We start from the raw sequence: 21,694 nt of genomic DNA on the forward strand, positions 1-21,694 counted from the left end.
GATCATGGCTGTTTGGCTCCACTTCCCGATGCACCAGGCCCTGGTGCCGGCCCGGTCTGTCACTTCTGGTCGCCCTCGCTGCTCTTGCGCTTGGCGCGGAACTCGCTGTCGTTGCCCTGTCCGTCCTTCTGACCCTCCTTGGCGCCGTCCTTCTTCTGGCCGTCCGGCCCACGCGAGCGCTTGCGCGGGGCGAGATCGGCCGAGGGGGTCTGGTCGTCGCGTCCGATGGTCACCTTGGACCCGTCGGATAGATTGGCGAAACCCGTGGTCACGACCCTGTCGGTCGCCGACAGGCCGTTGGCAATCACAGCGTCGTGCTCGTTCTGCTGGGTCACCGTCACGGGCTTGGCCGAGACGATATTGTCCTCGCCGATGACATAGCTGAATGTCCCGATCGGGCCGCGCTGCACGGCCGAGGTCGGCACCACCAGCGCCTGCATCAGCGTCTCGACCTTGAGGCGGACATTGACGAACTGGCCCGGCCAGAGCTGGTAGTCGGCGTTGGGAAATTCCGCCTTGAGCCTGAGCGTGCCGGTGGTCTGGTCGACCTGGTTGTCGATGCCGGTGAGCTTGCCGGTATCGATCACGGTGATGCCGTCATTGCCGAACACATCGACTGCGAGCGAACCCTTGGCGGCAGCGGCGTTGACGCGCATGATCTGTTGCTGAGGCAGGCTGAACCACACCGCGATCGGCTGCAATTGCGTGATCACCACGAGCCCCGTGGTGTCGGAGGCGTGGACGATATTGCCCTGGTCGACCTGGCGCAGGCCGGCGCGCCCGGAGATCGGCGCTACGATCTTGGTATAGCTCAGCGTGGCCGCCGCGTTGTCGATCGCGGCCTGGTCCGCCTTCACCAGCGCCTCGGTCTGCGCCACCAGCGCGCGCTGGGTGTCCGCCTGCTGCTTGGAGCCGGCATTGGAGGCTGCGAGCTGCTCATAGCGTGCCAGGTCGATCCGCTGGTTGGCGAGCTGGGCCTGGTCCTGCGCCTTCTTGGCGACCGCCTGGTCGTAGGTGGCCTGGTAGAGCGCGGGATCGATCTCGCCGAGCACGTCGCCCTTCTTGACGTCCTGGCCTTCCGTGAAATTCACAGCGATGAGCTTGCCGTCGACCTGCGAGCGCACGGTCACGGTGTTGAGCGCGCGGATCGCGCCGACGCCGTCGAGATAGACCGGAACGTCCTGGATGCGCGGCGTCGCCGCCAGCACCGGGACCGGCAGATCGGGCCGCTGGTTGCGGCCGCTGGCCTGCTGCGGCTGCTGGTGCCAGACGGTCCAGCCATAATAGCCGAGTCCGCCGAGGATCGCGAGCGTGATCAGGGTCATGATGACGCCGCGGCCGCGCGATTTCTTCGACGTCCCCTGCTCTACGCCCTGCTTGCTGTCCGGCTTAAAGAGCATTGACCGGTTTCTCCATTCGCGGCTCCCAGCCACCACCGAGCGCCTGATACAGGCTGACGATGGCGAGCAAGCGGGCCAGTTGCGCCTGTGACAGCGCGTCTTCCGCCTGGAACAGGGTCAGTTGAGTGTTCAGCACGGTCACGATGTCGGAGGTGCCGGCGCGCAATTGCTGCTCGGCCAGATCGAAGGCGCGGCGCGAGGCGGCAACGACGTCCCGCTGCAATTGCAGCTTGATCGTGGTCTGCTTGATCGAGAACAGCGCAGTGTCGACGTCGGTAAACGACTGGATGATGGTCTTGCGGTAGGTCTGGAGCAATTCGTCCTGCCGCGCCTTGGCAAACTCGAAATTGCCGAGGATTCTGCCGCCGTCGAAGATCGGCTGCGTAGCGCTGCCGACAAGCTGGAAGAAGGCGGCATGCGGCTGGAACAGCGAGACCAGGGCCGAGCTCTGATAGCCGCCGTTGCCGGTGAGCTGAATGGTCGGAAAGAACTGCGCGCGGGCGTTGCCGACATTTGCCGTCGCCGAGGCGAGCTGCGCTTCCTGGCGGCGAATGTCGGGCCGCTGCGTCAGGAGCTCCGAGGGCAGGCCGGGCGTCACGCGCGGGATCGCGATCCGGTCCAGCGAGCCGCCGAGCAGGCGCACGCTTTCGGGCGGGCGCGAAACCAGCACGGCGAGCGCGTTGGCGTTCTGGTCCAGCGTCTGGCGCAGCGGCGGCACCAGAGCCTTCTGGTTGGCAAGCACGCTCTCCTGCTGGGCGACGTCGAGATCGGTGCCGGTGCCGGCCTTGCGCCGCTCCCTCACGGCATCGAGGATCCGCTGTGCACTCGCGATGTTGCGCTGTGAAGTGCGGATGCGGTCCTGCGAGGCCAGCACCTGGAAATAGGCGTTGGCGACGGCTGCGAGCGTCGTCAGCGCGACGGTGTCGCGGTCGAAGCGGTTCGCGTTCGCCGTCTCCTCGGCCGTCTGCAGCGCATCCCGGTTCTGACCCCAGAAGTCGAGCTGGTAGCTCGCGCTCAGCGATGCCTGGTAGTTGACGACCTCGCGGCCGCCGATGGTGAGGCCTGAAGCCGAGGAGCCGGAGGTGCGCGAGTAGGCCTCCTGTCCGGCTCCGGACAAGCTCGGCAGCAGCGCCGCGCCCGCCTGCCGGGCCTGGGCGTCAGCCTGGACGATGCGCGCCACTGCGGCGGCGATGTCGAGATTGACGGTCTGCGCCTCCTCCATCAGCTGCGTCAGCTCCGCCGAGCGGAAGCTGCGCCACCAATCCAGCGACGGCGGCGCATCCGCCTTCCCGGCATATTTGTACTGCGCGGGAATATCGAGCGCGGGATCGGGAAGATCCTGGGTCAGCACGCAAGCACCGGAACTGACGGCAAGACACACCACCGCGAACCAGCGCGCCGCGCGCAGCGTCGTCCGGGATGCAGAACCTTCGGACCGCTGCACGGCGATCCCAGGAACATCCTGTGTCACATCCATCCCCCGCCGGGCAGATCGAACCGCCGCGCAGCCGGATTAACCGATTCGCGACCGGACAGTCGGGGGCCTTTGGACAACTCATTCACAGCGGCGATGCTTTCTGCGGAACCTCAATCATACTAGCCGGGCACCGAACTGCGGGACAGTCCCGCAGTTGCGAAAGGCCCACGCGGATGATGAGGAACGAACCGCCTCAAATTCAAAAGGTGATTGTCTTGCAGGGATTTCTCTCATTCTGAAACATTGAGATGCATAACCAAGCTTACCAACATTTCATGTGATATTGCTGCCACATCCATAGTTGGCCTCTCGGTCCGAACGCCACGCGCCGCCTCCAGCACGCTCCCCCGGCCTGGTCATCCCACGCCCCCCAATCGCCGAGCGGGGGCCGTTGTTCGGACAGATTTGATTTCGGCCGTCCGGGCGCCATCTACAGCCATCCATGGCGGAAAGTCTTGCCCTTGGCAAAAATTGGTCGCGAGGGTGCCGATGACGACTGTCATCTTCCCTGGCCGGACGGAGCGCGGGCATTTCCTCCTACCGATGTCTCAGCTTGCGGCCGAGCGCATCGTCGTCGGACGCGTCTTTCAGAAATATCGTTGTTTGAGCAGAGGTTTCGCTGGGTTTGCCGCAGCGCAAAGGCCTTCCCCTTTGGTCTCCCAAGCACTACGTTCTGGCCAACCCGATCAACCCCCTTGGTAGCGATTTCCCCCACATGATCATTCGAAACGACGTTGTCGAAGCCATCGGCAACACCCCGCTCATCAAGCTGAAGCGCGCCTCGGAATTGACCGGCTGCACCATTCTCGGCAAGGCCGAGTTCATGAATCCCGGCCAGTCGGTGAAGGATCGCGCCGGCAAATGGATGATCCTCGAGGCCGAGAAGCGCGGCGAGCTCAAGCCCGGCGGTCTCGTGGTGGAATCGACCGCCGGCAATACCGGCATCGGGCTTGCGGTCGTCGCGAGCGCGCGCGGCTATCGCACGCTGATCGTGATCCCGGAGACGCAGAGCCAGGAGAAGAAAGACTTTCTGAAGCTGTGCGGCGCCGAGCTGCTGGAATCGCCAGCCCTGCCCTACTCAAATCCCAACAACTACCAGCATGTCGGCCGCCGCCTTGCCGACGAGCTGCGCAAGACCGAACCCAATGGCGTGCTGTTCGCGGACCAGTGGAACAATCTCGATAATGCCAAGGCGCACTACGAGTCGACGGGGCCCGAAATCTGGCAGCAGACCGACGGCAAGGTCGACGGTTTCGTCTGCTCGGTCGGCAGCGGCGGCACGCTCGCCGGCACCAGCCGCTACCTCAAGGAGAAGAACAAGAACATCCGTATCGCCTGTGCCGACCCGCACGGCGCCGGCATGTTCGAATACTTCAGGACCGGCGAAGCCAAGGCCACACCGGGCGGCTCGATCACCGAGGGCATCGGCCTCAACCGTGCCACCGCGATCGTCGAGACTGCGAAGGTCGATGATGCCTATCTCATTCCCGATGCCGAAGCCGTCGGCGTGATCTATGAACTGCTGCAGCACGAGGGCCTGTGCCTCGGCGGCTCGACCGGTGTCAACGTCGCGGGCGCGATGCGCCTCGCCAGGCAGCTCGGACCCGGCAAGACGATCGTCACCGTGCTGTGCGATTCCGGCAGCCGCTATCAGTCGAAGCTCTTCAATGCGGATTTCATGCGCGCCAAGAACCTGCCCGTGCCGGAATGGCTGGAGAAGCGCAGCAACATCAAGCTGCCATTCGTGTGATCATCACGCGCTCCTCGGGTCGGGGGCGCACGTCCACAAGCCTTGCGCGGTTCGGTTGATTCAAGCGATCTCGCCGGGTTTCGCGGCGGCCGCACAATAGTCGCGCCAGAACTGGCGATAGCCCTCCTCGACCCTGCGCGTGTAGATCTCGACATTGCCGGCCGGCGAAGCTGCGATCAGGGCCGGCAATTCCGTGCGCAACTTCGCCAGATGCTCGGGCTGCGAGGCAAATTTGCGAGCGATCTCGACATAGCCATCGTCATCCTCGGCGACCCAGTCGCCGAGACCGACTGCGGTCACGATGGAGGCGCCGGCACGCGATGAGGCACCAATACCGAGCTTGGCGACGACGGGAACGCCCGCATAGAAGGATTCCCAGGTGCTGACGCCGCCGTTTTGCGGGAATGGATCCAGCGAAATGTCGACCTGCGCGAAGGCCCGCAGATGCTCGGCGCGATCGGACGAGCCGAGGCAGGTGATCTTCTCCTCAGCAATCCCGTGCGCCACGAACCGTGCGAGGAGGCCGTCGCGCACCAGGGGATCGTCGAGCAGCGTATGCTTGATGATGATCTTCGATCCCGTCACCTCGCGCATCACCTTCGACCATACGCGGATGGCCTCGTCCGAGATCTTGTTGATTCGGTTGAACACGCCGAACGTCACATGGCCGTTGCGGAGCATGGGAAGCTCCGAAGGCGCCACATCTGGGATCGGATCGGTCGTGATCAGGCACGGCAGGTCAAAGACCTTTTCGACCAGCAGAGGCCGCGCCGACTGCGGAATGAAGACGGGGTCCGCGAGCACGTAGTCCATGGTCCGAAGGCCCGTTCCCGTCGCGTGTCCGAAGCCCGTGACCTGGATGGGGGCTGGCTTGCGGGCGAAGACCTGGAGCCTGTTGCCCGCCGAATGCCCTGACACGTCGATCAGGACATCGACCTTGTCGGCCTCGATACGATCGGCCAGCTGATCGTCCGAAAACTGCCAGGCGTCGACCCAGACGTCCGCCGACGACTTGAACCTGGCAGTCATCTCATCTCGGACCGGCGAGCACGAATAGCAGACGATTTCGAACTTGGCGTGGTCATGGTGGCGCAGCACCGGTAACAGGCCGAACGCCGCCGAGTGGTACCAGAACTCCGCCGCGACATACCCGACCACGATCCGCCTGTCGGGATCAAGCTCACGGGGCGCGAGCTTCCTCTGCGCAACGCGAGCGCCGATAGCTTCGCCCCAGGACTTTCGCGCGGCCTGCTGGACCGCAAAATCGGCATCAGGAAGGAAGTCCAGGAAGTAGATCTTCCGCGCCATCAAGTCCGGATCCGGCGCGATCGCCAGCGCCGCGTCGAGATGTTCGATTGCCGAGGCGATATCTCCCTGATTTGCAAAGCAGGAGCTCAGCAATGCCAATGCGATCGTGGAGCGTGGGTTTTGCTCGAGCAAGGTCGTGCAGGCCAGGATTGCCTGTGCGGTGTTTCCTATGTTGAGTGCGACCTCTGCCTTTCCCCGCAAGGCCACCTCGAACCGGGGTGTGATTGCGAGTGCCGCATCGAAGTCCGCTGCCGCCTGCTCCAGCCGCGACAGTGCCGCGTTGAGGCGGCCACGTTGGGCCAGAATCTTTGCGGAATCGGGTTTGATCGCGAACGCCGCTGCGAGCGCGGCCTCCGCCTCGTCGTAGCGCCTGAGCTCGATACCGACCACACCTTTGCCGATGAGCGACTCGACGTGGCGCGGCTGAAACAGCAGCGCGCGATCAAAGCTCTCCCTGGCGCGGTCAAACCGACACAGCGCCAGTTCCGCCACGCCACGGTTACAAAGCGCGTCGGCATAGTCGGGCTTCAGCTTGATGGCGCGATCGTATATCTCGATGGCCTGCTCGGGCAGGTTCATCTGAAGCAAGGTGTTGCCGAGGCCGGCCAGGGCCGGCGTAAAATTCGGCTTCAGCGCGACCGCCTTCTCATGACAGGCGCGCGCCGCCTCCAATTGCTGGAGCGCCAAATAGACCGTCGCGAGATTGCTCTGGGCCTCGTGCGAACGCGGATCGATCGCGATCGCACGTTCGAGCAGCTGTCGCGCCTCTTCAAGGCGACCGCCCTGTTGCGCGCACACGCCGAGCAGATGCGTGGCGTCGAAATGATCCGGAACCGCTTGCAGTATCTGGCGGCAGAGCGCATCGGTCTCGGCATATCTCCCCTGACCATAGGCGCTCGCCGCAGCGGAGATGATCGCCTCGGCCTGCTTCTTCAACTTCTTCTGCAACCGCGCATTCTGGAATGCGCGGGCGCCGGCGCTGCTCTGCAAGGTATTTCTCCGGAAGATGGCTGGTGACGAGTCTAACTGATTCGCTCGTCTGGCCGGCTGGCCTGAACATGCCTTCCGGAATGTAACGGGGCTTCCCGCAGGATAGCGGCTCAGGAACCGCTGGGTACGTCAGCCTTGTCGGCCGCAGCATCGCCGCCATCCGCAGCCGCGGCACAATAGTCGCGCCAGAACTTGCGGTACCCCGCTTCGAGTTCGCGCGTGTAGACTTCGACATTGCCGGCGGGCGAGGCCGCGATCTGAGCCGGCAGGCCCGCGCGCAACTTCGCCAGATCGGCGGGCTGCGAAGCAAACCTGCGGGCGATCTCGACATAGCCGTCGTCATCCTCGGCGACCCAGTCGCCGAGACCGACAGCGGCAACGATCGAGCCACCGGCACGCGAGGACGCTCCAATGCCGAGCTTGGCGACGACCGGAACGCCCTTGTAGAGGGATTCCCAGGTGCTGATGCCGCCGTTCTGTGGGAACGTGTCCAGCGAAATATCGATCTGATCGAAGGCCTTCAGATGATCGTCGCGCGAGGTGGTGCCGAGGCAGGTGATGTTATCCTCGGCGATGCCCTGCGCGATGAAGCGGGCGACCAGGCTGTCGCGCAGCAAGGGATCATCGAGCAAACTATGCTTAAGGACGATCTTCGATCCTGGCACCTCCCGCATGATGCGGGACCACACGCGGATCGCATCATCCGAGATTTTGTAGATGCGGTTGAATACACCGAAGGTGACGTAACCGTTGCGAAGCATCGGCAGCTCGGAAGGCTGCTGATTGGTCACGGGTTCCATCGTGATCAGGCACGGCAGATCGTGGATCTTTTCCGGAAACAAATGCCGAGCCGATGGCGGAATGAAAATGGGATCGGCAAGCACATAGTCCATGGTCTGCATGCCCGTGCCAGTCGCGTGTCCGAAGCCCGTGGCCTGGATCGGCGCCGGCTTCCGCGCGAAACACTGCAGCCGGTTGCCCGTCGTGTGGCCGGACACGTCGATCAGGATATCGACATTGTCCGCCTGGATGCGATCGGCGAGCTCGTCATCCGACATCTGCCAGGCGTCCACCCAGACGTCCGCCATCTCCTTGAACTTGGCGGTGTACTCGTCCTCTCCCGGCCAGGAGTAATAGCAGATGATCTCAAACTTGGTGTGATCATGGTTGCGCAGCACGGGCAGCAGGGTGAGTCCCGCAGAGTGCTGCCGGAATTCCGCGGCGACATAGCCGACCACGATCCGCTTGTCCGGATCGAGCGGCCGCTTGGGCAACGTTCTTTGCGGAATCTTCGACCCGATCGCATCCCACCAGGACTTTCGCACAGCCTGCTGGACCGCAAAATCGGCGTCCGCGAGGTAGTCCAGCAAGAAGATCTTGCCCCGGATCGCATCTCCGTAGTCCGGTCGGAGCGCAAGCGCGCGATCGAGATATTGGATTGCGGAGTCCATGTCTCCCTGGTTCGAATAAGCGAAGCCCATCAGCGCCAACCCCATCTCGGAGCGCGGATTTCGCTCGATCAGGGTCGTCGCGGCCGCCATCGCCTGCGCGGTCCTTCCCATGACGAGGCAAACCTGGGCCTTGCCCCGAAGGGCCAGTTCGAGCTTGGGTGAAATCGCGAGCGCCGCATCGAAATCCGCAAGCGCGGGCTCCAGGCGCTGCAGCTCGTAACTGAGACGCCCGCGCTGCGCCAGGATCCTCGGCGCGCCGGGCTTGATCGCGAGCGCGGTGGCAAACTTGGCTGCCGCCTCCTCGTGGTGCCGCAACTCCATGCTGACCATGCCGCTGCCGACGATGGCCTCCGCGTGACGCGGCTGAAACAACAGGGCGCGGTCGAAACTCTCCTTGGCGCGCATGATCTGCCCGAGCACGATCTCGACCATGCCGCGATTGCAGAGGGCATCCGCATAATCCGGTTTGAACTTGATGGCGCGCTCGTGCATCTCGAGCGCCTGCTCGTAAAACCCAAGATGCATCAGCGTGTTGCCGAGATTGGTCAACGCCACCGCGAAATTCGGCTTCAGCGCGATCGCCCTCTCCTGGCACCGCCGCGCCTCCTCGTAATTGCCGAGGTCGAAATGCACTGTGGCGAGGTTGTTATGCGCATCGTGCAGGCGCGGATCGAGCGCGATCACGCGCTCCAGCAGCTGTTGTGCCTCCTCCAGGCGCCGGCCGTCATGGGCGCACATGCCGAGCAGGTGCAGGGCGTCGACATGATCCGGAAGGGCTTTCAGGATCTCGCGGCACAGCGCCTCGGTCTCGGCATAACGGCCCCGGCCATAGGCGTTCGCCGCGGCGGCGATGACGGCGTCGGCCTGCTTCATCAACTTCTTCTGCAATCGCGCATTCTGGAATGCGCGCGCGCCGCCGCCGCTGTTCTGCAAGGTGTCTCTCCGGAGGATGCCCTTAAATGAGTCTAACTGATTCGCAGCGCCCGCCGGCCGGTCACCCGACCTGCAGCGACTCCGGGATTTCCCGGGGGGTGGCGTGAGGTCGAGCTACGCCTCCTCGCCAGATTCCGAGGCGCCGGCACAGTGGTCATGCCAGAAGCGGCGATAGGCCGCCTCGACCTCACGCGCGTAAAGTTCGACGTTGCCGGCGGGCGAGGCTGCGATCCGAGCCGGCAGATCCGCTCGCAATTTGGCCAGATGCGCAGGCTGCGTCGCATATTTGCGCGCGATCGCGGCGTAGCCGTCGTCATCCTCGGCGACCCAGTCGCCGAGGCCGACGGCCGTCACGATCGAACCGCCGGCGCGCGCCGAGGAGCCGTTGCCGAGCTTGGCGACGACCGGAACGCCCGCATAGAGAGATTCCCAGGTGCTGATACCGCCGTTTTGCGGGAATGTGTCGAGCGAGATGTCGACTTGCGCAAAGGCCAGCAGATGCTCGTGGCGCGTGGTCGAGCCAAGGCAGGTGATATTGTCCTCGGCAATGCCCTGAGCCACGATCCTTGCAATCAGGCCATCGCGCAGCAAGGGATCGTCGAGCAGCCCGTGCTTGATGATGATCCTCGCTCCCGGCACCTCCCGCATGATGCGCGACCACACCCGGATCGCGTCATCCGATATTTTGTAGATGCGGTTGAAAACGCCGAAGGTGATGTGGCCATTGCGGAGCATGGGAAGCTCCGAGGGCGGCACGTCCAGGATGGGATCGATCGTGATCAGGCACGGTAGATCGTGGACCTTTTCGGCCAGCAAATGCCGCGCCGATTGCGGAATGAAGACAGGATCGGCGAGCACGTAGTCCATGGTCTGAAGCCCCGTGCCGGTTGCGTGTCCGAAACCCGTGACCTGGATCGGCGCCGGCTTGCGGGCAAATACGGGGAGCCTGTTGCCGGCCGTATGCCCGGACACGTCGATCAGGATGTCGATCTTGTCCGCCTGGATGCGATCGGCCAATTCATCGTCCGAAAGCTGAGCCGCGTCGACCCAGACATCCGCGAGAAGCTCGAATCTCTCGGTGATCTCGTCCTGCAGCGGCCAGCAGGAATAGCAGACGATCTCGAACCTGGTATGATCGTGATGGCGCAGCACCGGCAACAGCGCGAACGCTGCCGAGTGGTTCCTGAATTCCGAGGCGACATATCCCACGACGATGCGCCTGTCAGGATCAAGCTGCCGGGGCGACAGCGTCCGGCGCGGCAGTCTGGCGCCGATCGCATCCCACCAGGATTTTCGCGCCGCCTGCTGGACCGCGAAGTCGGCCTCAGGCCAATAATCCAGGATGAAGATCTTGCGTGCGATGGCATCCGCATAGTCGGGCGTGATCTCGAGTGCCGCGTCGAGGTGCTCGAGCGCCGTCGCGACATCTCCCTGGTTCGCATGGCAGGCGCCGAGCAGAACGATGGCGTAATCGGACCGTGGATTGTCTTCGAGCAGGGTCTTGACGGCCGCGATCGCCTGCGTCGTATTCCCCAGCAGAAGGTTGACCTGAGCCTTGCCACGCAGCGCGAGCTCGAGCCGCGGCGATTGCGCCAGCGCAGCATCGAAGTCCGCCGCCGCCTGTTCCAGCCGGTGCAGATCGAAATTGAGCCGTCCGCGCTGCGCCAGAATGCGCGGTGAACCCGGCTTGATTGCGAGCCCTGATGCGAGGGCGGCTTCCGCCTCCTCGTAATGCCGGAGCGCAATGCACACCATGCCTTTGCCGGCGATCGCTTCCGCATGGCGCGGTTGAAACGAGAGGGCGCGATCGAAACTCTCCTTGGCGCGGTCGGACCGGCCGATCATCAGCTCCGCCATGCCTCGGTTGCAGAACGCATCGGCATAGTCGGGCCGCAGGCTGATCGCGCGTTCGTGGAGTCCAATCGCCTGTTCGCCTAGCCCAATATTCAGGAGTGTATTGCCGAGATTGGTCAGGGTGATCGGACAATTCGGCTTCAGCGCAAGGGCCTTCTCCTGGCATGCGCGGGCATGCCGGAACTTCTGGAGGTCGAAATACACGGCGCCAAGATTGCCATGCGCATCGGGCGAGCGCGGATCAAGGGCAATCGCGCGCTCGAACAGCTGTTGCGCTTCCTCGAGCCGGCCACCGTCGTAGGCGCGCAGGCCGAGCAAATGCGTGGCGTGGAAATGATCCGGAACCTCCTCCAGGATCCCTCGGCACAGCGTCTCGGCCTCGGCAAATCGGCCCTGCCGGAGAGCCTCGACCGCGAGGAACATGACGGCGTCCGCCTGCTTCCTCAACTTCTTCTGCAATCGCGCGTTCTGGTATGCGCGCGCGCCGACACTGCTCTGCAAGGTCTCTCTCCGAAGGTTAGTCCGAAAAGAGGCAAAGCTGATTCGCTGGTGCCAGGCTGACGGTCGGTCGGGCCGGCGTGGATGGCAGGTCAGCGCAGGATCTGGCTCAGGAACAGTTTCGTGCGGGCGTGCTGGGGCGCCGCAAAGAACTCCTTCGGCGTGTTGGCCTCGATGATCTGGCCGGCATCCATGAAAATCACGCGGTTGGCGACCTCGCGGGCAAAGCCCATTTCATGGGTGACGACCAGCATGGTCATGCCCTCCTCGGCAAGGTCCACCATGGTGTCCAGCACCTCCTTGACCATCTCGGGATCGAGCGCCGAGGTCGGCTCGTCGAACAGCATGACCTTCGGGTTCATGGTCAGTGCCCGCGCGATCGCGACGCGCTGCTGCTGGCCGCCGGACATCTGCCCCGGAAACTTGTTGGCCTGGTGCGGGATCTTGACGCGCTCCAGGAACTTCATCGCCGCGGCCTCGGCGTCCTTCTTCGGGATGTTACGGACCCAGATCGGCGCCAGCGTGCAATTGTCGAGCACGGTGAGATGCGGGAACAGGTTGAAGCTCTGGAACACCATGCCGACCTCGCGGCGCACCGCATCGACATGCTTGAGGTTCGGACCGAGCTCGATGCCATCGACGACGATTTCGCCCTCCTGGAACTCCTCCAGCGCGTTGATGCAGCGGATCAGGGTCGACTTGCCGGAGCCGGAGGGACCGCAGATCACGATGCGCTCGCCCTTCTCGACCGCGAGGTCGATGTCACGCAGCACGTGAAAATCGCCGTACCATTTGTTGAGGCCGGAAATCTTGACGATGGGGTCGGACATGGTGACCTCGATCAGTTGCGACGATGGGCGTTGAGGCGATGCTCGACGAACAGCGAGTAGCGCGACATCCCAAAGCAGAAGATGAAATAGATGATTCCGGCGAAAGCGAAGCCGGTGAACGCGGTCGACGGCGTCGACCATTTCGGGTCCGAGAACGAGGCCCTGAGCGAACCGAGCAGGTCGAACAGCGCTACGATCGAGACCAGCGACGTGTCCTTGAACAGCGAGATGAAGCTGTTGACGAGGTTTGGAATGACGTGCCGCAGCGCCTGCGGCAGCACGATCAGCGAGGTCGTCTTCCACCAGGAGAGGCCCAAGGCTGCGGCCGCCTCGCCCTGCCCGCGTGGGATCGCAGCGAGCCCGCCGCGGACGTTCTCGGCCTGGTAGGCTCCGGTGAACAGCGCGATGCCGATCAGCGCACGGACGAGACCATCGACGGTGAAATTTCCGGGGAAGAACAGCGGCAGCATGTAGGTGGCGAAGAACAGCACGGTGATCAGCGGCACGCCGCGCCAGAATTCGATGAAGGCGATCGAGAAGATCCGGATCAGCGGAATGGTGGAGCGGCGGCCGAGCGCCAGCGCGATGCCGATCGGCAGCGACGTGACGATGCCGGTGACGGAGACCACCAGAGTCACCAGAAGGCCGCCCCACAAATTCGTGGTTACGACCGGCAGTCCACCGCGATCGAGCCCCATCAGCTTGATCACGATGGCGATGGCGATGAAGGCAGCGATGCTCGAGGCGAGAGCGCGCCAGCCGGTGCGCAACCCGCCGCCGAGGCTGAAGGCGATCAACGAGACGATGACGGTCGTCACGGCGAAATCCCCCCAGACCGGCTGGCCCGTCCCCTGGATCTGATCGCGCAGCCAGGTCAGCGGAAGGATTACCCAGGAGATCGCCACGCCGACCAGCAAGATAAGGTTCCCGACCACCCACAACAACGGCGCCACGGCGGACGTCTTGCCGACACCGAGCACGGCCTGCCCGGCGCCGATAATGCTGTCGTCGAACAATTCCAGCACGCCGGCAGTCCAGCTCAGGCCGAACCCCTTGATGCCGCCACCGTGCAACAAAAAGAACGCGACAACCGGAAAGGCGAAGAAGAACAGGCTGGCGTTGATGCCCTTCGCCGGCAGACGCGGCACGAGCAGCGGCACCAGCAAAGCCACCGCCAGGATGAAGGTGAGGTCGACCCGCCAGCGCTCGGCCTCGGGATAAAAACCGTAGATCAGTTGCGGCAGCTTCGCCTGGATGTAGGGCCAGCAGGCGCCGACCGCAAACCCGGCATTCTCCGTGAGGCATGCCGCGCGGTCCTTGCCGCTCCACACCGCATCGACCATCAGGAACCGGACCGAGGGGATGATGGTGAACCACAACAGCAAGACACCCACGATCGTGAGCAGGATGTTGGTCGGCGAGTTGAACAGCCGCGTACGCATCAGCCCGACGAAGCCCGTGGTCTTCACCGGCGCCGGACGTTCGGTGAGCAGGTCCTTCCGGACGAAGCTGCTCGAGGCGATATCGCTCATGCGCCCAGACTCCGGCTGACGCGCCACCCATACACGCTCATGATCGCGCTGGTGAGCAGCGAGATCAGGAGATAGATGCCCATGGTCATGGCGATGATCTCGATCGCCTGCCCGGTCTGGCTCAGCGACGTCCCGGCGAACACCGAGACGAGGTCGGGATAGCCGATCGCGACCGCCAGCGACGAGTTCTTGGTGAGATTGAGGTACTGGTTGGTCAGCGGCGGCACGATGACGCGCATGGCCTGCGGCACGACGACCAGCCGGAGCGTGGCGCCGCGGCTGAGACCGAGCGAGGCCCCCGCCTCCATCTGCCCTTTGTGGACGGACAGGATTCCGGCACGCACGATCTCCGCGATGAAGGCAGCGGTGTAGGTCGACAGCGCCAGCGTCAGCGCCACGAATTCCGGGATGATACGCGAACCGCCGGCGAAGTTGAAACCCTTGAGCTGCGGCAGCTCGAAGGTGAACGGCAAGCCGAACACCAGCATGGTGGCGAGCGGCAGTCCGACCAGCATGCCCAGCACAGTGGGCCAGATCCGGATCATTCGCCCTTCCTGAAACAGCGCGCGCCGCGCATAGAAGCGAAGGGCGAGTGACGCGACGACGCCGAGCGCCAGCATCGCCAGGAACGGCTGCAGGCCGCTCCCGCCGATCGGGCTCGGAATGACGAGGCCACGATTGCTGATGAAAGCGATGCCGAGCAGCGAGATGCTCTGGCGCGGATTGGGCAAGGCCGCGAGAACCGCGAGATACCAGAACAGGATCTGGAACAGCACCGGCAGGTTGCGGATGATCTCGATATAGATCTCACCGACGCGCGACAACAGCCAATTGGGCGATAGCCGGCACAGCGCGACGATGAAGCCGATCAGCGTGGCGAAGATGATGCCCACCACGGAGACCACGAGCGTGTTCAGGAGCCCGACCATGAACACGCGCAGGAAAGTGTCCGAGCCGGTATAGGAGATCAGGGTCTGGTTGACGTCGAAGCCGGCATTGTTCCTGAGGAAACCGAAGCCGGCGGCAATATGCTGGTTCTCCAGGTTGGCGCGGGCATTGGAAACGATCTCATAGCCGATCCAGCCCAGGATCGCCGCGAAAGCAAACTGGATGGCAACGCCGTTCCAGCCTGCCTTGCCGCCCAGAAGGCGCCTGATCTTCAGGGCGATCTGCGGCGGCGGATTTCGGGCCTCGGTGCTCATGCCGCTGCCGGCGGGTCAGAGGCGATCAGCGGATCGGCGGCGCGTACTGAAGACCGCCCTTGTTCCAGAGATTGTTGAGACCTCGATTGATGGCGAGCGGCGAGCCCGCGCCGACATTGCGATCGAACACTTCGCCGTAATTGCCGACCGCCTTCACGATCCGCACCACCCAGTCCTTGGTCAGGCCGAGCTGTTCGCCGAAATTGCCGTCGGTGCCGAGGACGCGCTTCAACTCGGGATTTTCCAGCTTCGCCTTCTCATCGATGTTCTTCGAAGTCACGCCGAGCTCTTCGGCGGTGACCATCGCAAACAGCGTCCACTTCACGATGTCGAACCATTGGTCGTCGCCATGACGCACCATGGGGCCGAGCGGCTCCTTCGAAATGATCTCGGGAAGCACCATGTGGTCATTGGGATTGGCAAGCTTGAGACGGTTGGCGTACAGGCCCGACTGGTCGGTGGTGAAGACGTCGCATCGCCCGGCTTCATAGGCCTTGACCGTTTCGTCGTTAGTGCCGAACGCGATCACCTCATACTTCATGTTGTTGGCCTTGAAGTAGTCGGCGAGATTCTGCTCGGTGGTGGTGCCGGTCTGCACGCAGACCGAGGCGCTGTTGAGCTCAAGCGCCGAATTCACCTTGAGCGACTTCTTCACCATGAAGCCCTGCCCGTCATAATAGGTCACGCCGGTAAAGTTGGCACCGAGCGAGGTATCGCGCGAGATGGTCCAGGTGGTGTTCCGAGAGAGCACGTCGATTTCGCCGGATTGCAGCGCGGTGAAGCGGTCCTTCGCGGACAGCGGCACATATTTGACCTTGGTCGGGTCGTTGAAGACCGCTCCGGCTATCGCGCGGCAAACGTCGACGTCGAGGCCGGTCCAGTTGCCCTTGTCGTCGGGCGAGGAAAAGCCCGGCAAGCCCTGACTGACGCCGCAGGACAGCATGCCCCGGTCCTTGACGGTCTTGAGCGTTTGCGCATCGGCGGCTTTGGCGGAGAGGCCGGCGGCGAGAGCAAGTGTGAGAGTCAGGGTTACGCGTTTCATGGGCTTAGGGCCTTTCAAAGTCGTCTCAAGGATCGTTGTCTCAGGATCATCCCTGCCAGGGCCAGTCGTATCAAGGCCAGCCTTGCAAGAGTCATGCTGGAAAACCTTGCCGAACACCCGCCGATCCCGGGAGGCCAAACCTTAATCCCCGCCGTAGCGCCCGCCGATGTGGCCGTGGCGCAAGGTCCGGTCAGACGATGGACGAAGGTCGCGGCAGGCCCCTCAACATGCGGCGACTGAATAGCACCCGCGCATTGGAGGGCGGCTGGCGTGCCGGGTCAAGGGGTTGACGGGAGTCTTCTGTGTTCTGTTATTAACGACAGCGGCCACCGGCCGGCCTGCAGGGCGCCCGTCGCGTCCGGCGGAAACGCGCTTTTGAAGGCAGACGCATGGATTCCTCGCACCCCTCCCAGCAGCAGGCCGAGACCCGGCTGGTCACCTCCGGCCGCGACACCAAGGCGCAGAAGGGGTTCGTCAATCCGCCGGTCTTTCACGGCTCGACCGTGCTCTACCCGACCGCCGAGGATCTGCACGCCCATCGCGGCGAGTTCACCTATGGCCGCCACGGTTCCCCCACCACCAAGGCGTTCCAGGAGACGCTGATGGCGCTGGAGGGACCGCAATGTGCCGGCGTCGGCATCGTCCCGTCGGGGCTATCGGCGATTTCCACCACCCTGCTCTCGGTGCTCAAGGCCGGCGACCATCTGCTGGTCTGCGACAACGTCTATCGGCCCTCGCGCAATTTCTGCAACGGCATGCTGAGCCGGTATGGCGTCGAGACCACCTATTTCGATCCGATGATCGGCGCCGGCATCGACAAGCTGTTCAAGCCGAACACCCGCGCGGTGCTGGTCGAAGCGCCGGGCTCGCAGTCGTTCGAGATGCCGGACATTCGCGCCATCGCCGAGGTTGCGCATGGGCGCGGCGCGCTCGTCATTGACGACAACACCTGGGCGACGCCGCTCTATCACCGCTCGCTGGAACAGGGCGTCGACATCAGCATGCAGGCCGCGACCAAATATATCGGCGGCCATTCCGACATCATGTTCGGCACGATCTCGGCCAACGCCAAGGCCTGGCCGCAGATTGCGGAAGGCATCCGTCTGCTCGGCGTCTGCGCCGGTCCCGACGATGTCTTCCTCGCGCTGCGCGGCCTGCGCACACTGTCGGTGCGGCTGGCGCAGCATCACCGCTCCGGCCTCGACATGGCGCGATGGCTCGCTGCCAGACCCGAGGTCGCGCACGTGCTGCACCCGGGGCTCGAGACCGATCCCGGTCACGCGATCTGGAAGCGCGACTTCACTGGCGCTTCGGGCCTGTTCAGCATCGTGCTGAAGCCTGCGCCGCAGAAGGCCGTCGACGCCATGCTCAACACGCTCAAGCTATTCGGCATGGGTTTTTCATGGGGCGGATTCGAGAGCCTTGCGATTCCCTTCGATTGCGACGCCTATCGCACCGCGACCAAGTGGTCGCCCGGCGGTCCGACTCTGCGTCTGCACATCGGGCTCGAGAGCGTCGATGATCTCAAGGCCGATCTCGATCGCGGCTTCGCTGCCTTCAAGGCAGCAATGTGAGCTCGCTCACAAGGCACAACGCCTGCGGACGCGCCAACGCGCGCCGCGGGAACGTGCAGCTGGCGCAAACGTTAACGTCGTTGCGCCAACAAAAGGTTTGAACCTCAGGCATTTGGCGCTAGCCTCACCAATCGACTCCAATCCGGACACGGAGCATGGGAACGTTGGTTTTGCTCGATCTGATGGGCGGCGTTGCGCTGTTGCTGTGGGGCCTTCACATGGTCCACAGCGGGATCCTGCGCGCCTTCGGTCCTGACCTCAGGCGTCTGCTCGGCAAGGCGCTGAGCAACCGCCTCAGTGCGTTCGCTGCCGGCCTGGGCCTCACCGCACTGCTCCAGAGCAGCACCGCGACGGCCTTGATCACGAGCTCGTTTGCGGCCGAAGGCCTCGTCAGCCTTGCCGCGGCGCTCGCCATCATGCTCGGGGCCAATCTCGGCACGACGCTGATCGTGCAGGTGCTGTCGTTCAACATCGCAGCCGTTGCGCCGGTGCTGTTCGTGCTCGGCCTCGTCGCCTTCCGCTCCGGCCCGCGATCCCGGATCAAGGACATCGGTCGTGTTTGCATCGGCCTCGGCCTGATGTTGCTCTCGCTGCATATCCTGCTCGACACGCTGGCGCCGGCGGAGAACGCACCGGGCGTCCGGATCGTGATGTCGGCCATCACGGGCGATCCCATCCTGTGCATCGTCATTGCCGCCCTCGTCACCTGGGCCGTGCATTCGAGCGTCGCCAGCGTGTTGCTGATCATGTCGCTGGCCTATTCGCAGTTCATCACGCCTGAGGCGGCGCTGGCACTGGTGCTCGGGGCCAATCTCGGCAGCGCCATCAATCCCGTGTTCGAGGGCGCCAGGCGGGACGATCCCGCGAGCTATCGTCTGCCGGTCGGCAATCTCGTCAACCGCGTGGTCGGCATCGCCCTCGTCCTGCCATTCCTCGGCACGATCGCCGAACACATGCACGCCTGGCAGCCCGATCTCGCCAGGATGACGGCGGCGTTCCACATCGCCTTCAATGCCGGTACTGCCGTGATCTTCATCGGCCTGCTCGACTCCATGTCGCGCCTGCTCATTCGCCTCTTGCCCGATCGCGTGCAGGAGGCTGATCCGGCCCGCCCGCGCTATCTCGACGAGACCGCGCTGGAGACGCCGTCACTGGCGCTCGCCGACGCCTCTCGCGAGGCGCTGCGGATGGGCGACTTCGTCGAGGTCATGCTGCGCAAGGTGATGGCGGCGATGATGACGGGCGACCGCGCGCTGGTCGACCAGGTCTCCAAGATGGACAATCTCGTCGATGGCCTCGACGAGGCCATCAAGCTCTACGTGACCAAGCTGATGCGGGGCAGCCTCGACGAAAGCGAGGGACGGCGCGCGATGGAGATCATCTCCTTCGCCATCAACCTCGAACATATCGGCGACATCATCGACAAGAGCCTGAGCGAGCTCGCCACCAAGAAGATCAAGCGGCGCTTCCAGTTCTCGGCGGAGGGGGCCGACGAGCTCGCCGCCTTCCACAAGCGCACGATGGACTCGCTGCGGATCGCCTTCGGCGTCTTCATGTCGGGCGACGCCAACGAGGCGCGCAAGCTGCTGGTGGAGAAAACCGCGCTGCGCAACACCGAGCTTGCCGCGGTCGAGCGGCATCTCGACCGCCTGCGCGAAGGCCGCCCCGAAACCATCGAAACGACCTCGCTGCATCTCGACGTGCTGCGCGACCTCAGGCGTATCCACTCGCACATCTGCTCGGTCGCCTATCCCGTGCTGGATGCGGCCGGCGAGCCTTATCGCCGGACCGAGGTCGAGACGGCCGCCCTGCCCGCCTCGGGTACGGCGTCGGCAGTGCCGCGCTGACTGCTTAAGCTAGCGCTCCAGCGTCTTCGACGCCTTGCTGCGGTTCTTGATGATCAGCATGATGTTGCGGATATAGATCACCGTCGCGAGGGATTGTCCGAGGATGATGACCGGCTCGCGCTTCACGACGCCGTAGACCAGCGTCATCAGCCCTCCGCCCATCGAGCAGAACCAGAACGCCATCGGCACCACGCTGTTGCCTGCGCGCTCGCTCGCGATCCACTGCACCAGGAAGCGCGCGGTGAAGAACAGCTGCGCAACAAGGCCGAACGCCAGCCAGAAATCGAACTTGGCGACGAAGACGTCGTAGAGATAGTTGCTCAGCGCCTGACCGTATTGGATGATCATGCGGTCACCTCAGTCACTTCTGGAGTCGGCTTCTTGCGTCGGATCAGCCACCACACCCCGGCGAGATCCATGATTCCGATCCACAGCCGGTCGAAGAAGCCGTAGTTCGATACGCCGGAATGGCGCGGCCGGTCGATCACGTCGACATAGGCGATGTCGTAGCCTTCGCGGCGGACCAGCGCGGGCAGGAAGCGATGCAGCCCGTCGAAATAGGGCATCATCAGGAAGACCTCGCGGCGAAACGCCTTCAGCCCGCAGCCGGTATCTCGCGTGCCGTCCTTCAGGATGGCGTTGCGGACGCCGTTGGCCACGCGCGACTGGAATTTCTTGAAGCCGGTATCCTTGCGTCCGACGCGCTGTCCCGCGGCGAGGCCGACGCGCCCTGCTCCCTTCTCGACCGCCGAGATCAGGTCGGGCAGGAACGCCGGATTGTTCTGGCCGTCGCCATCGAGCGTCGCCACGATCGCGCCGCGCGCCGCGCGCACGCCGCTGCGCACCGCCGCGGATTGGCCGCCTGATCTGGCATGGCGAAGCTGACGCAGATTGTCCCGCTGCGCCATGATTGCTGCGAGGCGTTCGCCGGTCGCATCGGTCGAGCCGTCGTTGACGTAGATGATCTCATAGGCCCAGCGGCCATCGAGCGCCGCGCCGATCTCCGCGATCAGTGGCGCGATGTTATCGGCTTCGTTGCGCACGGGAACGACGATGGAAACCGAGGGCTGGGACACCGAAGGCTGGGACGACGACAAATCGAGGCTCGTGGTTGGAATGGGCCTTGCCGGGGAACCGGCGGCCCCGACAGGCAGCCGCTTTTATGGGGCGGATGCCCCGCGGGCAACCCTTTTGAGACGGCCCGGGACGGGCCCTGCAAGGGGCACAATGCTGCCGTCGGCGCGGATGGCAAAGCTGAGCCGCCTGGCCGCGAACCAGTAGCGGACCGACATGGCGCCGATCGTGCCGATCAGGGCGCCGGCCACGACGTCGCTCGGGTGATGCGCAACCAGCACCAGCCGCGTCAGCAGGATCACTATTGCGTAAGTGAACATGAACACGCGCAGCCGCGGCCACAACGCCGAGACCGCGAACGCCAGGGCGAACGCCGCCACGGCATGGCCCGACGGCAGGCTGGCATAAGCCCCCGTCCCCTCGAACGGCACGAAGTTGAACGGATTGGCCTTGCCGCCGACGAACGGACGTCCGCGGCCGATGACATATTTCAGGATCTCGGCAACGAAGGCCGAGACGGCGATCGACAGAAACATGAACTGCAACCGTGTGCCGAGGCCAAGGAGCAGTGTGCGGCGTGTCCCGTGAAGCGCTGCTGCAACGAGCGCCAGCACCACCAGCGCAGCCCCGAGCACCGAGAGCAGATACTCGTCCTTGCCGAAGTCGGTGAGGATGCGGATCGGCCACAGGCTCGGCGTGCCGCGCGTCGGCATGAGTTCGATCTCGGTCTGGTCGAACGCGACCATCAGCGCAATGACGAGGGCTGCCCCCGCCGCGCTGAGCCACAACGAATGCCGCGCCAGCTTTCGCGCGGCCTCTGCCCGGCGCGAATGCGAGGGCGTGCGAACGAGCTGCTTCAGCGCGCGGCCCGACACGGTCAGCAACTGCGCAGGATAGGAAGCGCGCGGCGCGGGGCTCGTCGTGACAGGCAT

15 protein-coding genes are annotated in these 21,694 nt (G+C 64.2%); 3 read left to right on the forward strand and 12 right to left on the reverse strand.

The genetic code is table 11. The features are described 5' to 3' along the window. Positions 1–59 precede the first annotated feature (59 nt). On the reverse strand, positions 60–1,400 hold the full coding sequence (locus JQ580_RS05275; protein WP_212278623.1) for an efflux RND transporter periplasmic adaptor subunit: 1,341 nt from the start codon (positions 1,398–1,400) through the stop codon (positions 60–62). Next, positions 1,390–2,877 carry an efflux transporter outer membrane subunit gene (locus tag JQ580_RS05280; protein ID WP_212278624.1) on the reverse strand — a complete coding sequence of 496 codons (1,488 nt, stop codon included), beginning with the start codon at positions 2,875–2,877 and terminating at the stop codon, positions 1,390–1,392. Before JQ580_RS05280 ends, JQ580_RS05275 begins: the two co-directional genes overlap by 11 nt. Before the next feature lie 715 nt (positions 2,878–3,592). Here JQ580_RS05280 and JQ580_RS05285 point away from each other — a divergent pair. Then, entirely contained in the window at positions 3,593–4,627 is a 1,035-nt protein-coding gene (locus JQ580_RS05285; protein WP_212278625.1) for a cysteine synthase A, read from the forward strand. Between the two features lie 60 nt (positions 4,628–4,687). Here the strand turns inward: JQ580_RS05285 and JQ580_RS05290 are convergent, their stop codons facing one another. The 7 genes from JQ580_RS05290 to JQ580_RS05320 form a co-directional block, all read right to left on the reverse strand. Then, positions 4,688–6,925 carry an O-linked N-acetylglucosamine transferase family protein gene (locus JQ580_RS05290; protein WP_212278626.1) on the reverse strand — a complete coding sequence of 746 codons (2,238 nt, stop codon included), beginning with the start codon at positions 6,923–6,925 and terminating at the stop codon, positions 4,688–4,690. 110 nt (positions 6,926–7,035) lie between these two features. After that, on the reverse strand, positions 7,036–9,309 hold the full coding sequence (locus JQ580_RS05295) for an O-linked N-acetylglucosamine transferase, SPINDLY family protein (protein ID WP_212278627.1): 2,274 nt from the start codon (positions 9,307–9,309) through the stop codon (positions 7,036–7,038). A gap of 114 nt (positions 9,310–9,423) precedes the next feature. Further along, positions 9,424–11,664 (reverse strand): tetratricopeptide repeat protein, encoded by a 2,241-nt coding sequence (locus JQ580_RS05300; protein ID WP_212278628.1) that lies wholly within the window; start codon positions 11,662–11,664, stop codon positions 9,424–9,426. An 89-nt stretch (positions 11,665–11,753) separates the two neighbouring features. Beyond that, positions 11,754–12,491, reverse strand: a complete 738-nt coding sequence (locus JQ580_RS05305; RefSeq protein WP_249133932.1) for an amino acid ABC transporter ATP-binding protein — start codon at positions 12,489–12,491, stop codon at positions 11,754–11,756. 11 nt (positions 12,492–12,502) lie between these two features. Further along, positions 12,503–14,023: an amino acid ABC transporter permease gene (locus tag JQ580_RS05310; RefSeq protein WP_212278629.1), complete on the reverse strand. Its 1,521-nt coding sequence runs from the start codon at positions 14,021–14,023 to the stop codon at positions 12,503–12,505. Further along, a complete protein-coding gene (locus JQ580_RS05315; RefSeq protein ID WP_212278630.1) occupies positions 14,020–15,225 on the reverse strand; it encodes an amino acid ABC transporter permease in 1,206 nt (401 codons plus the stop codon). The genes JQ580_RS05310 and JQ580_RS05315 overlap by 4 nt, the downstream gene beginning before the upstream one ends. A gap of 25 nt (positions 15,226–15,250) precedes the next feature. Continuing rightward, positions 15,251–16,267 (reverse strand): amino acid ABC transporter substrate-binding protein, encoded by a 1,017-nt coding sequence (locus JQ580_RS05320; RefSeq protein ID WP_212278631.1) that lies wholly within the window; start codon positions 16,265–16,267, stop codon positions 15,251–15,253. A gap of 389 nt (positions 16,268–16,656) precedes the next feature. Here JQ580_RS05320 and metC point away from each other — a divergent pair, with 389 nt between their 5' ends. Further along, entirely contained in the window at positions 16,657–17,841 is a 1,185-nt protein-coding gene (gene metC, locus JQ580_RS05325; RefSeq protein ID WP_212278632.1) for a cystathionine beta-lyase, read from the forward strand. Between the two features lie 155 nt (positions 17,842–17,996). After that, positions 17,997–19,688 (forward strand): Na/Pi cotransporter family protein, encoded by a 1,692-nt coding sequence (locus JQ580_RS05330; protein ID WP_212278633.1) that lies wholly within the window; start codon positions 17,997–17,999, stop codon positions 19,686–19,688. 9 nt (positions 19,689–19,697) lie between these two features. Here JQ580_RS05330 and JQ580_RS05335 read toward each other — a convergent pair whose 3' ends face one another. From JQ580_RS05335 to JQ580_RS05345, 3 genes are all read right to left on the reverse strand, one after another. Continuing rightward, positions 19,698–20,036: a lipid-A-disaccharide synthase N-terminal domain-containing protein gene (locus JQ580_RS05335; RefSeq protein WP_212278634.1), complete on the reverse strand. Its 339-nt coding sequence runs from the start codon at positions 20,034–20,036 to the stop codon at positions 19,698–19,700. Then, positions 20,033–20,785, reverse strand: a complete 753-nt coding sequence (locus JQ580_RS05340) for a glycosyltransferase family 2 protein (protein WP_212278635.1) — start codon at positions 20,783–20,785, stop codon at positions 20,033–20,035. The genes JQ580_RS05335 and JQ580_RS05340 overlap by 4 nt, the downstream gene beginning before the upstream one ends. A gap of 63 nt (positions 20,786–20,848) precedes the next feature. Then, a complete protein-coding gene (locus JQ580_RS05345) occupies positions 20,849–21,694 on the reverse strand; it encodes a phosphatase PAP2 family protein (RefSeq protein ID WP_212278636.1) in 846 nt (281 codons plus the stop codon).

This window comes from Bradyrhizobium sp. SZCCT0148, from assembly GCF_018129985.1.
In the GTDB taxonomy this organism is placed as follows: Bacteria; Pseudomonadota; Alphaproteobacteria; order Rhizobiales; family Xanthobacteraceae; genus Bradyrhizobium; species Bradyrhizobium japonicum_H.